Source organism: Lentilactobacillus parabuchneri DSM 5707 = NBRC 107865 (genome assembly GCF_001435315.1).
Taxonomy (GTDB): Bacteria; Bacillota; Bacilli; order Lactobacillales; family Lactobacillaceae; genus Lentilactobacillus; species Lentilactobacillus parabuchneri.
Window position 1 is genome coordinate 466,767 of the sequence record NZ_AZGK01000001.1, and the last position, 15,324, is coordinate 482,090.

Genomic DNA, 15,324 nt, shown 5'->3' on the forward strand with positions numbered 1-15,324 from the left:
TTATTCGTTAAACGCTTTATTCAACGCAGTAAAATCAACGGTTCCTAATCCAGTTGCCTGATTATAAAGCTTACCGGGTTGGCCCGTGTAGTACAAATTTGTATTATTTGTTCGGCTGTCCAACGGCTTAAATGGCGAATCAGATCGCTTGGCAAATTTATAAATTTGAGGATTCCAAAAACCTAATCGCCCAGTCGTATTAAAGTCAGACAGCAACACGCTGGCCGCAGCCATTTGCGGCGCAACAATACTGGTTCCGCCGGTAATGAGCCACTGTCCCTTGGAATTGCGATTGTTCTTGGGGGTGATAAACATACTGTACCCGGTATTTGGATCCGCATTGGCGGAAATGTCCGGTAGGTTCCGCCCACTCTTTTTGCCACTCTGCTTAACGGCATGCTTCAACAGAACTGGTTGGCCCAGCTTAAACTGCCATAACTTGATCGCGTTATAAGTGCCGATTCCGCTGACCCCTTTTTGATAACTGGGTACCGGATTATATCGGCTAAAACCGCCACCACTGCCGGCAAAGAAGCTTTGCAGCATATCTAAATTGCCGAAGAAGCGTTGGTGCTTATAGTTAGGGTACAGAAATTCAACGCCCCACGCACGCTCCTTGGTAATCGATACTTTCTTTTTATTCACCGTGTAGGTCTTGGGTAAAGTCGTCCCACCCACAGCCGTCACATAGGGTGAATTGGAAGGCGTATCAACGGAAAGCCCAGTGGTTAAGCCGGTAGTAATCCCATCATAAGCGCCGTTATCACCAGTTGCGGTAAAGACACTGATCCCTTGTGCAGCAGCCTGTTCAAACAGCAGGTTCATAATCTGATTATATTTTTTGGGTGTGATCCCCTGTTTCATTTCGTAAGCCACTTGGGCTTCGCTTTGGCCCCAGCTGAGTGAGAGCGTGTCCGCAACGTTTTGGCCAACTGCCGCGGCAATTGAGTTCACCATCCCGATGATATTTGGCTTGGCAATATATGTCCGAATGTTGCTGTCTGGCGCAATCGCCCCTGCCTGCTCCACGTCGATTGTGGATTCGTCATACCCGTCCCAACTGCCCTTGTAGCCGTTGGTTCGATAAATGCTCAACCGATTTGATTTGACGTTGATTCCTTCATCATCCCAGTAGCGATAAACATCGTTTGGGTGAAAATTAGCGAATGAAATAATCCCAATCGTCTTACTTCGGCCAGTTGCGCCTTTGTCATATAAGGACTGCAGCTTGTAACGATTGACGAACCGGATTGGCGAATACTTCTTTGATGCGCCGGATGTTGCTGAATGCGGCGTGATCGTATGAAGTGAGGAAGGCTGATAGGCAACCTTATTCGAAGAAAATGGTGAATAGTTGGATAATCCAAAAATTGTATAAACAACCTTAGATAATTTTTTGGGCAATTTCGGGTTGGAAGTGGCCTTTTGAAACTTCACTTCGCCATTATTAACGTTGACTAATTTAACCTTAAATGCTTTTTCAATGTTTTTCGTTGACCCTTTTACGACCATAATTAAATTACCCTTGTATGTTTGGGCTTTCAAATGATGCTTGTGTAAGTAATTTTTTAAGGCCTTGATTTTACTTGGGCTTTGACTAAACCGTTTGGAAAAAGTCCCCGGCGTCACAAATTTTCGATAGCTCGAGGAGTTGGGATTAACTGAGTCATAAACGAACTTGTGAAGTGTCTTTTGGCTTTTAGGCCGTAAGACGATATCGACTAGTTGTTGTTTGGAATCAGACACATTCGTTGTTGAACTTGCCTGAACTGATCCAAACGCACCAACAAACAGGGTCAGTGTGATCACGACCCCAACTGTGGCAGATATCAATAGTCTCTTAAGCAAATCCTTTTTCATCCAATTCCCCTTCAGTTCAATAAAATCTTATTTGTTTTCTTGATCCTTTTCCTGTTGGTCTCGCTTCGCTTGAATTTTGGCGTCATGCTGGCGAACTAAAACCACCACCAGCGGCGTCAAAATCAGTCGAATTAAAATAATTGCAATCAACCAAATAATTGCAAATGACCAAACCGATAATGACAATGTTTTTGTTATGTAAAACGCGGCAATCAGCACAAACAGGACTGCGGCAAGTATTAAAAATAATTTGTTCTTTTTCAAGGTGTTTCTCCAGTCAAATTTCTTATTTCATATTATCATACTTCACCAGTTGAATTCACGAATGAATTGTCAAAGTTACAGTTTGTCTTTACCGCGTTGCCACCGATATAATGAATGTAATGACAATAACACACCCATTGAGAGGAGAAAAATGATTATGTTAAAAGAATTTAAAGCCTTTATTGCTCGGGGAAATGTCATCGACCTGGCAGTCGGGGTTATTATTGGTGGCGCATTTACTGCGATTGTCACCTCATTGACCAACAACTTGATTAACCCACTGATCGGCTTGTTTTTAGGAAAAATTGATCTGTCAAATCTGATGGTCAAGGTTGGCGGGGCAACGTTTAAGTATGGTGCGTTTATCAACTCGATTATTAATTTCCTGATTGTCGCCTTTGTCGTCTTCATCTTAATTAAAATGCTCAATAAGTTTCTCAAACGGCAGCCACAAAAACCAGTTGTCGATAACAAAGAAGTTCTACTTTCAGAAATTAGGGACTTGTTAAAAGATAAACAATAGCCTGCTTTTCAGCCGCCTAAATGATTCAAAAGCGCCAATTCATTGCGATTCAAGCGCTTGTAGGATAGAATCAGAAGTGTGAACAGAAATTTTTATTTCCAAAATTTGAGAAGAGGTTTTGTTATGAGAACGTTTGCTATCAGGGCCCGAGACGGGGTTATGGAATTAAACTATTCAGAAGATTCCAACCGACCCCCATTTCGGAAGTTTATGATCACTTATAACCCCAAATTTTCAATTGGCGATAATCTTGAGAACATCAAAGCAGCATTGACAGGATTACCCATTGACGCCGCAATTATTGAAAATTCACTCGACTATGAATTTTCTGACACCGTCATCGGCATCAATCATCAAAAAATTGACATTGGCTTGGCGATTGCCAATATGATGAATATTCCGGTTGTTAATTTGCACCACGTCAAAGAAGTTGGCCTGAAAAAAGCTGTCGCGGAAAAAGAAGCATACTTAAAGTGGCATCTAGACTATTACGGCGAATATGCCGGGAAGCGAAACTATGGTCAAGAAGCCATGCTGACAATCGGAAATGGTTACTTTGGACTGCGGGGTGCCTACGTTGAATCCCACGCCGACAAGGATAATTATCCAGGCATGTACGTTGCCGGTGTCTTCAACCAGTTAACCACTAAAATTAACGATCGCGACGTTGTCAATGAGGACTTGGTCAACTTGCCGAATGCCCAGTACCTGAGCTTTGGTGTTGATCATCAGCAACCATTTACCATTAAGAAAGCCGATATTCAAGATATTTACCGAAGCCTTGATCTTAAGACCGGCACGTTGACGACGACGTTGCACATCCAGCTGGCTACCGGCCACATCATCCAAGTTCGGGCCACAAAGGCAGCCAACATGAACCAGTGGCACCGTTATGCCATCAAATACGAATTAAAGCCGATCAACTTTTCCGGCAGTGTTCAGATCTATTCCGGCATTGACGGCAGTGTCATTAACGGCAATGTGGAGCGATATCAAGACTTTGATCAACACCATATCGACGTGATTGGAATGGCCGCACACGACGATCAGATTTCAATGACCGGCCAAACCAAGACCTCCCACGTCCAGTTTGTCATTAATGCTAAGTTATCCAGCAAGGATTATGATACCAAGAAATTAATCAGTACGACTACTGAGGAAAAGCAAATTGAACAATCCTTGAGTATCAATGTTGAACCTGGACAGGAATACGAGTTCGAAAAAAATGTCACGGTCTTTACCAGTGATGATCCAAATGCCAATCTCGATGTTGACGCCCAAAACGAACTAAACGACGCTTCCTTTGAAGATACGTTATCCGATAGTGAAAAGTTCTGGAAAAACGTTTGGCAGCATTCAGACATTGAGATCGAAAATGATCTAACCTCGCAAAAGCTGACTCGGGTGAATATTTTTCATATGCTGGTCACCAGTGCGGCGTTGGCTTCCGGGAAGCTGGACACGTCGGTTGGTGCCCGTGGACTTCACGGAGAAGCTTATCGGGGGCATATCTTCTGGGATGTCACATTTGACTTGCCTTTTTATGCGATTCACTACCCGGCCATTGCCAAACAATGCCTGATCTATCGTTATCACCGAATTGGTGAAGCAAGAAAATATGCCGCTTCCGAAAATAAACAAGGCGCCATGTATCCTTGGCAGTCCGGCATGTATGGTGATGAACAGTCCCAATTCGTTCATTTGAACCCGGTCAGCGGTCAATGGGATCCTGATAACAGCCGGCTTCAACGACACGTTTCCATTTCCGTTGCCTATGACGTGATTAACTACGTCCACATTACCGGCGATCAAGCCTTTATGAACGACTATGGATTAGAAATGCTGCTTTCTATCTGCAAGTTCTGGGTCAGCATGACGACCTATGACAAGGATGCGGATCGCTATGATATTCACCATGTCATGGGACCGGACGAATTTCACGAGGAATATCCAAACTCAAATGACCACGGTTTAACCAACAATGCCTATACCAACATTATGGTCTCCTGGTTGTTTGACCAAGTGGCGACGTTGGTTGGCAATGCAGACCCGGACGTTTTAAAAGCGGCCAGTGAGAAAGCTGAATTTGACCAACAACTGCTGGATCAGATGAATGATATCGCTCATAAGCTGCGTTTGGATATCAACGAAGAAGGTATTATCGGCCAGTTTACCGGATACTTCAACCTATCGAAGCTGAACTTTGATTCGTACCGTAAGAAGTACGGCGACATTTCCCGAATTGACCGGTTGCTTAAAGGCGAAGGCAAATCACCGGACGCCTACCAAGTTGCCAAGCAGGCTGATACATTGATGGCATACTATGTTTTACCGTTCGATGAAGTCCAGAAAGTCATTAACCGCTTGGGCTACACATTGCCTGCCAACTTCTTTACCAGCAATCTACGTTTCTACCTTGACCGGACAACTCATGGATCAACACTTTCAAGAATTGTATACTCGGTTCTCGACGAGATTGATGGCAACATGGACCAATCCTGGCAGTTATTCTCAACTGCGCTGTTCTCCGATTACTACGATATTCAAGGTGGAACGACCGCAGAAGGTATTCACCTTGGCGTGATGGGTGCGACGCTTCAGATTGAAACCAAATACTATGGCGGTGTGCGTTTCGATACCGACCAAGTCACAATTAACCCTCACCTGCCAAGTACTTGGAGTAAAATTTCCTTCAAGCAAACTTATCAAGGCATCAACTATCAATTTGTAATTGGGCACCACCGGCTTGATGTTACAGCCGATGCCGACACCCACGTCAATATTGCTGGTAAAGCTTATTCATTAACGAAAAATAAAATGACGACAGTCGCATACAAATAATCCGAAGGAGTGAAATAAAATGGCAAAGTTTTCTGATATTAAAGGGTTCGTATTTGATTTAGATGGTGTGATTACCGATACGTCGGTCTTTCACAGTCAAGCATGGCATCAAGTCGCTGACAAGGTGGGTGCCCCGTGGTCCAAAGAATTAGAAGATGGCCTCAAGGGAATCAGTCGAATGGATTCGCTGGAAATGATCCTCAAGGCCGGCAATCTCCAAGATAAATATACCGATGACCAAAAAGTCGACTTAGCCACGGAAAAAAATACCAATTATTTAAAATTGGTTGACCAAATGACGCCGGCTAACATTCTGCCTGGAATCAAAGATTTCCTCGACGAAATCAAAGATGGCGGCTATCTCCTCTCGTTGGCTTCTGCTTCAAAAAACGCACCAAAAGTTTTACAAAAGCTCAACTTAACGGACTACTTCCCCAAAATCGTTGACCCCAAAACCTTGACCCACGGCAAACCGGATCCAGAAATCTATATTAAAGGTGCTGAATTGATCGACTTAGAGCCTGAACAATGCATCGGCGTGGAAGATGCGGCCGCTGGTGTTGAATCAATCAACGCGGCGGGTGAAACGTCAATTGGAATTGGTGACAAAACAATTTTAAAGGATGCTGACGTCAACTTTGCCGATACTGCTGAGATGACTTTGAAAAATATTGAAGCCCAAATGGACGCCTAAAGTTTGAATTGAATTGTACATTAAAAGGCCCGGACAAAGGTTTAAACGCTTTTATCCAGGCCTTTTTGACTGTCACAAATTATTCAAATCTTAATTGTCATTCCAGAAAACATCCACTAGCCCACCAAGTTATTTGATCAGTCCGTAATGGCGCAATCCGTTAACAATGCCACCATTGATATTTGATTTAGTGACGTAAGTGGCTTTTTCTTTGGCTTCAGGGACCCCATTTCCCATCGCAATTGGGAACTTGACTTCCGCAAACATTTGTAAATCGTTCATTTGGTCACCAAATGCATAGGATGGCACATCGCCTAAGTCCAACTTCTTCATCAATGCCTGAATGCCAGTCTGCTTTGAAACGCCCCATTTCATAGTGTCCAAACAGCGGGGGTTGTTTCTGACCAAGGACAACTGACCCTTGAATTTATCTTGATACAACTTATCTTTATCATAGTTGAAGACGTTTAAGAAATTCACTTCATTGTGCTTATAAAATTCGGGGTCAACGTGCGGTGTTAAACGCAATAAACGATAATTGACCTTCGTCATATCATTTTCAGCAGTTAGGGCAAATTCCTTATTATTGTAAAATGAAATCACGTCGCCCTGTTCTTTTGCGAATGCCAAAATATCTTCGATCACCTTGTTATCGATTTGTTCTGCCTTTAACTTCTTGCCTTCGTACTGAACGTAACTTCCATTCGCACTCACCAGTGAGTTGATTCCGGTAGCATCAATGACATATTGAATTTCAAAAATATTTCGCCCAGTGGAGATGACCGGCAAAATGTTATTTTTTCGCAATTCTTTGATAGCTGCGACATTTTCATCGGACACATTTTTTTCGTTATCAAAGAGTGTCCCGTCCAAATCAAAAAACACAACCGCTTTATACATTGAATTCCCTCCATTATTACCTTATTAACTACATTGTACTACTTAATATGTTAACCATTTCGAAATTTAACTCGGGAGAACAGCAAGATTACATATATTGTGTGACAACATTTTGTGGTACACTAGATATTGTAATTTTCTTAAAGAAGGGGCTACTCATGGTGATAATAACTGCAGGAATGATTGGTGTCGGAAAGACCACCTTAACCGGAAAGATTGCTGAACATTTAGGGAGCAAGGCATTTTTTGAACCCGTTGGCGACAATCCGGTGTTACCACTCTACTACTCCAATCCCAAACAATATGGCTTTTTACTTCAAATCTACTTTTTGAATAAACGCTTTTCAATGATCAAACAAGCCCTGAGCGATGATAATAATGTTTTAGACCGGTCAATTTATGAGGATGCCCTCTTTACCCGCGAAAACAATGCTCAGGGAAACATTACCGATACGGAGCTTTCAGTTTATTTAAAACTGCTCGATAATATGATGGCAGAACTCAATGAACTGCCTAAAAAGGCCCCTGATTTGCTTGTATACGCCGATAGCGACTTCGAGACGATCAAACACCGGATCAAGAAGCGCGGCCGTGATTACGAGCAATTTGACGACAATCCCGGCTTGCAGGAATACTACTTCAAGATGTGGGCGGCCTATAAGAAATGGTTTGACGAATATGATGTGTCACCTAAAATCAAAATTAATTTACAAAAATATGATTTGTCTGATCCCAAAAACATCGACATTGTCTTAAAGCAAATCGATGACGCGTTGGCCAAGATTCGCCAACCTCAAAGCGATGCCCTTTAATATCCGAATGGAAAAGGCGTTTTGAACTCAGAATTTAAGCCCGGCGATCGATTATTCCTTGATTTGGAATGGTTGATTGCCGGGCTTAAATTTTTTTCGCACGTTTTTTCAGCTAAGTAATATGAGAACGTTCAGAGATTGCATCAAAAATTAGCACGTTTAGCCAAGTCCCATTTTTCATCGGGTTAATGACGAATCCGAATCTTTCCCACCATCATGTCAGGATCGATCTTATATTCCAAACTGCCCTTCGATACCAAATAGTCGATGCGATGCCGGTACCACCACTCAGGTGCGAATGGATAGTTCCCAATGGTTTCGCCAATGACGCGGATAATTTTTCGAAATCGTTCATAGCTTAAATTTAACAGGATAAAGCGATCGTAAAAGTCGATTGACTGACTGATACACTTCCCGTTAATAACCGCCCTAATTGGATTATTCTCACTTCTGAGATCGCGCCAATAATAACTATAGGCAGTTCGTCGATTCTTCGATACTGACTTTTCTAAATCAAACAAATTGAATTCATCAATGTTTTCGGGGGTGAGGTCGCCTAATCCCGAAATGATTGCTAAGGCGTTATCGGAAGTGACAAAGGTCATTGGCACTTTGATGCTGGACATTTCCACCGTTGAGTTTTTCAAATAGTTACACAACCATAAAAAACCGCAGTAATCATTCACATCGTCCGACCACCAAGCTCGCAGCGGTTCGTTTCTTGCAATCGCTTCATCGAGTAATTTTAGCGCGTTACGGAGATTTTGAACCGCTTGAGCCGTATGGTACTCCGAATTTTCTTGGTGGGCATACTGAATTTTATAAACCGTTTGTCGGTTTTCAATAAAAGTCCCCTGGCTAATATCCCCCAAGCCTAGATACATTGGTAACGCTAAAACCTGCCGATTCACTTGTCGCAACTTGTCATATTCGGTCAAAGTTGACGCGAAACGACCGTTAAACACTATGTCAATCATGGACATTCCTCACCCTTCGAAATCATCACTCTTCAATGATGTGCTTCGAAAAGTATAACTTTTTTGGTGGTCGCTATGCAAATCTTATTTGACGGTTTTAGCATATTTTTGGTACGCTAAAAGGCATCATACGAGGAGATGTTAGGATGCAGAATAAAACCAAGCACAAATTATCTGCCGCACAGATTTGCGGTTGGATTATTTGGTGGTTAGTGACAATTGTGATTATTGGCGTAATCATCATCTTGTTCACCAGGTCCGCAGATGGTGCCGGCGCCAGCACGACTTTTCAGTATAAACTGATCGATATTTTCTTTTCTTTGCTATACGTGACCCAGCAAATTATTGCCTTTTTTGCCATTAAGTTGCTTCATAAAAATGGTGGTTACCTGTGGCCAATCGTCTTAATTGTATTGGCGTTTCTTGGCAGCTTTTTATACATTGTTCCCGGCATCTGGGGATTGATTGTCAATCACCCACAGAAACGCTAAAAAACCTTAGATAAATAGCTGTTGTATCATACAAAAGTTCCCAGCAAACGCAAATTTGCTGGGAACTTTTTGTAATGAAATGATTAATGATCGTCTAAATTGAATCGTTCGCTAATCACGATGTATGACAAACACGTCACAGGGTGCCTGCGCGATGACGAACGCTGCCGTGGACCCCATTGTCATTCGATCAACAAAGTTAGCCCCCGTCGCTCCAACCACAATTGCGTCAATATCTTCATCATCCACCAACGTATGTGCCAAGGTATTTTTGGGGTCTCCGGACGTCACAAACGAATTAACCTCTATGCCGCGATCCGCTGCCATCAGCGCATACTTGTGAATGAGGCGCTGGTACCGTGACTTCACCTCATCAATCGTGGTCTGATTGGCATTGCCAAATCCGATAAGCGCTGCTTTTGAGACTCCTAAAATTTCACGGTCATTAATAATTGCGACAATCGTTAATTTAGCGTGGTTGTGCTCAGCAATCGTAATGGCCTGTCTAACAGCTTTGGCTGCCGTTTTAGAACCGTCAATGCCGACCAAAATATGCGAATAATTAAAATCCATCATCGGTACCACCTCAATGTCTTTACTTCACTGTCAGTTCGTAGATTGATTGACCATAGATTGCCATCGCTTTTAGCAAGTCGTCAATCGGCTGAAATTCGTTTGCCTGATGCATTGTGTCCTTTGTACCTGGGAACAAAGCGCCAAATGCGACTCCTCGCTTCATCAAGCGGGCATATGTCCCGCCGCCGACAACCTCAGGTTTAGATGTTGTGTCGCCAGTTTGTTCGCGATAAACAGTCATCAACGTGCTGACGATCGGGTCACTTGGGTCAACATAGTGGGTGCCCATGTTGCTGATTTCATTAACGCCGGCGTCATGCTTACCAGCCGCTTTTTGCAATTTACCCAAAATTTGTTTATCATCAGTTCCCTTTGGATAACGGAAATTGGTGTTCACCATGCCGCCATTTTGCATATCAAATTTCATGATACCAACGTTCATGGTCACCTCACCCATAATATCATCGACGTGATCGGCAGAAATTTTGGTAGCCCGTGAATCATCGTGAAGGTCCTCAGCTAAAAAGGCAATAAAGTTTTTGGCCGCCCCTTCAAATGGGAATTGATTCAAGAATGTCGCCATGTAAGTCCCAGCGTTAACCCCATTCTTGGGTTCCATGGCATGAGCAGCTTTGCCGGTGATATGAAGCGCAATACCATCTCCAGTCGCCTTGACGTCTCCTGCAACTGGATTTTCATCCAAAAATCGGGTAAAGGCATCGACAAATTTTTCATTGTCGCCTGTTTCCACTAAAGCATCAGCATTGCCAGGAACCATGTTTGGCCGCAAACCGGATTCAAATTGTTTAAGCGTGTAATCCGAACCATTTGTATGACCAAAGGTCGTGACATAAGTGGCATTCCCCTTCTCACCATTAATTAATGGAAATTCAGCATCCGGTGAGAAACCAAAATCAGGTTCCGGTTCTACATCGAAGTAGTGTTTCATACCGGTCCAATCACTTTCCTCATCAGTCCCGATAATCAAACGAATTTTGGTGTGCGGCATAAAGCCATGATCCTTCAGCATCTTCAACCCGTAATAAGCGGCCAAAGCCGGCCCCTTATCATCAGATGTACCACGACCAAAGACCAAACCATCTTTTTCAACCATTTCAAACGGATCGGTTTCCCAGCCATCTCCGGCGGGCATCACGTCTGCATGCGCCTGCAGCGCCATGGTCTTCTCACCTGAACCATATTCAATATAGCCAACGATATTATCCAAGTTTTTGGTAGTAAAGCCATCACGCTCAGCGAAATCTAAAAACTTCAGCATGGCTTTGGCTGGTCCTTCACCCAACGGATAGTCCTTTGTTTGATGGTCATCATCCCGGACACTTTTAATGCTGATTAATTCTTTAAGGTCGTTTAAATAAGCTTGTTTGTAATCTTGAGCCGTCTGTTTCCAATCAATTGTCATTTCATTTTCGCTCCCGTTCATTTCTTATAGTTTAATTTTATCACAATCCGGTACCGACGTTTGAGATAGACCAACTCGCTGAAATGCTATAATGAATTTGAATACAGATTTGATAGGAGATCTGAAATATGGTAAAAGTTAGAAAAATCACCCAAAATATTTTAAATACGGTTATTCAAAAACGTCCTGCCGATAGTTTTAAAGGTACTTACGGCAAAATTGCCTTAATCGGCGGCAGTCAAAACTTTGGCGGGGCAATTATCATGGCTTCGCTTGCAGCCGTTTATTCCGGCGCCGGCTTGGTGACAACGATTACCGACCAGACAAATCAGACCAGCCTCCATGATTGGCTGCCTGAAGCCATGTTTGTTGACTGGAACCAATTTGAACAAGCGGCGCCGATTATCCAAGCCGCAAACGTTGTCGTCATTGGACCGGGACTTGGCACCGATAATCAGGCCTTTGATTTATTGACGAAAACTTTCCAACTAGCCAAGCCGGGGCAAATTTTTGTGATCGACGGCTCCGCTCTGACGTTACTTGCAGCTAACAAATTGGCGCTACCACAAGATTCAATCAATGTTTTGACGCCTCACCAGATGGAATGGCAACGGGTATCCGGAATTCAAATGGCCGACCAAACCCCGCAAGAAAATCAAGCAGCAGCTCAAAAACTGAACGCAATTGTCGTCGTCAAATCTCACCGGACGCAGGTTTATGCCAATGACCAGATATACGAAAATACCGGTGGGACCCCGGCTCAGGCAACTGGTGGCATGGGCGATACGCTTGCCGGGATGGTTGGCGGATTTGCTGCCCAATTCAGAGATACGCCAAAAGCCGTCTTGGCCGCCGTTTACAGTCACAGCGCAATCGCCGATAAATTGGCCGAAAAGCAGTATGTCGTTTTACCCCATCAAATTAGTGAGGCACTGCCAAAATTTATGCATAAAAACCAAGCAAATTAACGACGATAAACCAAAGAGGACGGACAAAACGTTTCGTTTTGTGCCGCCCTCTTTCAGCTCTAATCGTTATTTGCCCACCACTGAATTTTAATCTGATCACGACTAGTCAATTTTCAGCAATCGTCTCAATCCTTCACTTCTGGGTCCCAGTATCATATCGGCAATGCGACTCTTGAGTGCCAAATAAATATAAATCAAACCACCGATAACAACAGCCGCTAACGTGACAATCAAACTGACAACCCGGCCAAATGGATTACTGAACAAATTGAACACGAAATTCAGTCCGTAGACTGTGCCCAGCGCGGCCACGTACATAAATAACGAATACTTGGTAATTTTCCTAAATCCGATATCCAACATATTTTTGTCAAACCCAAAGTGGCGGTTTAAGTACCGCAATATCAGCCAGTTAGCGACCATTAAGCCAATCCCGGTGGACAAAAGCGGCCCAAAGGCGCCCAAATAATAAGTGCACGGCCACTGGAGGACCAGTTTGACAACGGTCCCCATCGCAAAAAACTTCACCGCCCGTTTATTCTGGGAAAGCCCCTGCATAACTGCTGACACCACAACGAAGAGTCCCATCGGAATCGAAATAATTGATGAAAATGTCAATATATTGGCGCCCAATGCCTGCTGATTAGTGCCGTAAAAGACTCGGTTGAGCGGTCCGGCAATGGCTGCCATCCCCAATGCGGCGGGAATCATCACAAACATAAATAATGCCAAGACATTGGAATTTTGGTGTTTAATTTGATCCTGATCCCCATTCGTTAATGCTTCAGATAATAAAGGGACAGCTGTGATTGCTAAAGCGGATGACAACGAAATCGTGATCATAATCAATTTATTCGAATTAACCGCAAACATGGCGTATAAATCTGACAATGTTGTATAGGTATAGTGAGTTGCAATATTCATAATTTTGAAGAAGGTAAACTGATCAATTAACATAAAAATCGTAATGCCAGCTCCCAAAATGACAAACGGAACTGCTTGCGCAATGATTTCTTGGTATAATTGTTTTGCTTCAACATGGATGTCATTGCTGCTGTTTTTAACCAACGACCGAAAGTCTTCCCGCCGCCTGAGGTAATACACGCCAAGGGTGATCAAGCCGGCGACGGCTCCAATGAACGCTGCAAAAGTGGATTGCGATACCGCATGGACCCAACTGCCGTGAAATAACCGCATGATAATAAAGGCGGTAATCAGCATATAGGCCACTCGGGCAAGCTGCTCGACAAATTGTGAGATCGCTGATGGTGCCATTTGTTGATAACCCTGGAAATAACCACGGGTTAAACTCATTGTCGGAATAATCAAAATGGCCCAGGCCAATGAATGAAGGACAGGTATGACATTTGGATTGCCGCCATCAATCAACGGTGCACCGAAATATAGAAATAACGCACAAATTGCTCCAGTCCCAACTGCCAGCACTAACCCACGCTTGTATAATCGTACGCCGACACCATACTCATTAAGGGCATTATAATGCGCAACCTGCTTGGCAATTGCTGAAGGAATCCCAGCAATTGCGGCGATTAGGAAAAAGCTATAAATGTTATAACCCAGTCCATAAAGGGCGTTTGCCCGGAAAAAATAGTTGCCAAACCAAATCCCCCAGGGGATGATATAAACAGCGCCAAGAAACCGGCTTAAAATACTGCCGGCCGTCATCCATGCGGTTCCTGACAGCATGACATCCCGAGATCTTTCCGACTGATTTGGATTGTTATCAATCATCATCGTTCCTACTTTCGTTTGCTTTTAATACTCGCCTTATTTTAATCAAGATATTAATGAATAGCAATAACCGCTGGAGATATTAAAAATTACTTAAGCATCAATTGATTTACAGCGATGTAATGAAAAAGTGTTGTCAGATATGCCCTAAATGCACTAGAATATTTTTATATATGGTCTTAATAATTTTCGAGGTGAAACGCTTGTGAGTAAAAAAAGAATCGAGTGGATTGACGTCGCCAAAGCAGTCGGTATCGTAGCCGTTGTCTTTGGTCACGCTATGACACGGCACGGAACCATGTTCCATTTTCTTTATTGGTGGCATATGCCGATCTTCTTTATCATGGGAGGATTTTTCTTAAAACCAATTGTGAATAATGACTGGATGGGATTTTTCAAAAAACGAATCCTGCCATTGCTCATTTCATATTTGATTTGTGGAAGTTTTTTAATCTTACTTTCACACTTTATCCGCGGTGAGAGCTGGTCTTACACCATCTTCTACTTTGCACGTCTCCTATATGGTGGCCGAACGCTCAATCATTATTTAAGTGTCTTTTGGTACATCAACGTTTACCTGTTAGCCCTGGTCTTTACCTCAATTGTCATTACATACGTTAAAAACCGGGAAGCACAAATAATCGTTGCCTTTTCATCGTTAATTATTTCAACAAGTTACAAACATATTTACTTCTTGTCGTATAAATATGTTCCTTGGGATTTAGACGTTGCCTTTATTGCGATGTTCTTCATGATATTTGGCTATTTATATTTCCACAAGATTCAGCAACTAGTAAAGGATCTCTGGGTGATTATTCCGGCAACCATGCTGACTGTCTGGTTATTTTGGATGCAGCACATGGACCGTTTCAACTTTGCGCTTTTCTTAAAGTCAAAGATCATTCACGCATCCTATCACCACATTGCAATCTCACGGGTTTCTTACGTGACCTTTATTCCAATCATTGTCTGTCTGGTGGTATTTAGTGCCAGCTATTATTTCTGTAAATTTATGCCTCAATTTATCATCAAGCCGGTTCAATTATTGGGTCAGCAAACATTGGGGATCATGTTCCTTCATAAAGCGGTTATTGATATTATTGATGAAGCCGGCTATAACGGTGCGATCATGGAAACAGTTCTAGCGGTCCTAATTTCGTTTGCTTTATCGCTGCTGTACGGCTTCATCAAACAACGATTCAAGAATTCTCAAATAAGGCGGTCAGCTAGTTGATAAATTATC

General features: G+C 43.0%; 14 protein-coding genes. 7 read left to right on the top strand and 7 right to left on the bottom strand.

The features are described from left to right. Both FC51_RS02385 and FC51_RS02390 read right to left on the bottom strand, forming a co-directional pair. Complete coding sequence (locus FC51_RS02385) at nt 1-1,860, bottom strand: S53 family peptidase (RefSeq protein ID WP_057910481.1); 1,860 nt, start codon at nt 1,858-1,860, stop codon at nt 1-3. 27 nt (nt 1,861-1,887) lie between these two features. Next, nucleotides 1,888-2,124, bottom strand: a complete 237-nt coding sequence (locus tag FC51_RS02390; RefSeq protein WP_057910482.1) for a hypothetical protein — start codon at nt 2,122-2,124, stop codon at nt 1,888-1,890. 157 nt (nt 2,125-2,281) lie between these two features. On the opposite strand from FC51_RS02390, the gene mscL reads away from it, so the two are divergent. From mscL to pgmB, 3 genes are all read left to right on the top strand, one after another. Continuing rightward, nucleotides 2,282-2,647, top strand: a complete 366-nt coding sequence (gene mscL, locus FC51_RS02395) for a large-conductance mechanosensitive channel protein MscL (protein ID WP_057910483.1) — start codon at nt 2,282-2,284, stop codon at nt 2,645-2,647. 123 nt (nt 2,648-2,770) lie between these two features. Continuing rightward, nucleotides 2,771-5,488 carry a glycoside hydrolase family 65 protein gene (locus tag FC51_RS02400; protein WP_057910484.1) on the top strand — a complete coding sequence of 906 codons (2,718 nt, stop codon included), beginning with the start codon at nt 2,771-2,773 and terminating at the stop codon, nt 5,486-5,488. 19 nt (nt 5,489-5,507) lie between these two features. Continuing rightward, nucleotides 5,508-6,182 (top strand): beta-phosphoglucomutase, encoded by a 675-nt coding sequence (pgmB, locus tag FC51_RS02405; RefSeq protein WP_057910485.1) that lies wholly within the window; start codon nt 5,508-5,510, stop codon nt 6,180-6,182. 129 nt (nt 6,183-6,311) lie between these two features. Here pgmB and FC51_RS02410 read toward each other — a convergent pair whose 3' ends face one another. Next, nucleotides 6,312-7,082 (bottom strand): Cof-type HAD-IIB family hydrolase, encoded by a 771-nt coding sequence (locus tag FC51_RS02410; protein WP_057910486.1) that lies wholly within the window; start codon nt 7,080-7,082, stop codon nt 6,312-6,314. A gap of 158 nt (nt 7,083-7,240) precedes the next feature. Between FC51_RS02410 and FC51_RS02415 the strand changes: the two genes are divergently transcribed. Continuing rightward, complete coding sequence (locus FC51_RS02415) at nt 7,241-7,894, top strand: deoxynucleoside kinase (protein WP_057910487.1); 654 nt, start codon at nt 7,241-7,243, stop codon at nt 7,892-7,894. Between the two features lie 185 nt (nt 7,895-8,079). Here FC51_RS02415 and FC51_RS02420 read toward each other — a convergent pair whose 3' ends face one another. Further along, nucleotides 8,080-8,871 carry a DUF3658 domain-containing protein gene (locus FC51_RS02420; protein WP_057910488.1) on the bottom strand — a complete coding sequence of 264 codons (792 nt, stop codon included), beginning with the start codon at nt 8,869-8,871 and terminating at the stop codon, nt 8,080-8,082. Nucleotides 8,872-9,017: 146 nt separating this feature from the next. Between FC51_RS02420 and FC51_RS02425 the strand changes: the two genes are divergently transcribed. Then, nucleotides 9,018-9,362 (top strand): hypothetical protein, encoded by a 345-nt coding sequence (locus tag FC51_RS02425; RefSeq protein WP_057910489.1) that lies wholly within the window; start codon nt 9,018-9,020, stop codon nt 9,360-9,362. A gap of 111 nt (nt 9,363-9,473) precedes the next feature. Here FC51_RS02425 and FC51_RS02430 read toward each other — a convergent pair whose 3' ends face one another. Both FC51_RS02430 and pepV read right to left on the bottom strand, forming a co-directional pair. Continuing rightward, complete coding sequence (locus FC51_RS02430) at nt 9,474-9,938, bottom strand: universal stress protein (protein ID WP_057910490.1); 465 nt, start codon at nt 9,936-9,938, stop codon at nt 9,474-9,476. 19 nt (nt 9,939-9,957) lie between these two features. Continuing rightward, nucleotides 9,958-11,361, bottom strand: coding sequence for a dipeptidase PepV (gene pepV, locus FC51_RS02435; RefSeq protein WP_057910491.1), 1,404 nt, complete (start codon nt 11,359-11,361; stop codon nt 9,958-9,960). 128 nt (nt 11,362-11,489) lie between these two features. Between pepV and FC51_RS02440 the strand changes: the two genes are divergently transcribed. Next, on the top strand, nt 11,490-12,329 hold the full coding sequence (locus FC51_RS02440) for an NAD(P)H-hydrate dehydratase (protein ID WP_057910492.1): 840 nt from the start codon (nt 11,490-11,492) through the stop codon (nt 12,327-12,329). 102 nt (nt 12,330-12,431) lie between these two features. Here FC51_RS02440 and FC51_RS02445 read toward each other — a convergent pair whose 3' ends face one another. Continuing rightward, entirely contained in the window at nt 12,432-14,081 is a 1,650-nt protein-coding gene (locus FC51_RS02445) for a putative polysaccharide biosynthesis protein (protein WP_057911137.1), read from the bottom strand. A gap of 205 nt (nt 14,082-14,286) precedes the next feature. Between FC51_RS02445 and FC51_RS02450 the strand changes: the two genes are divergently transcribed. After that, a complete protein-coding gene (locus FC51_RS02450) occupies nt 14,287-15,315 on the top strand; it encodes an acyltransferase family protein (protein ID WP_057910493.1) in 1,029 nt (342 codons plus the stop codon). Nucleotides 15,316-15,324: the final 9 nt, after the last annotated feature.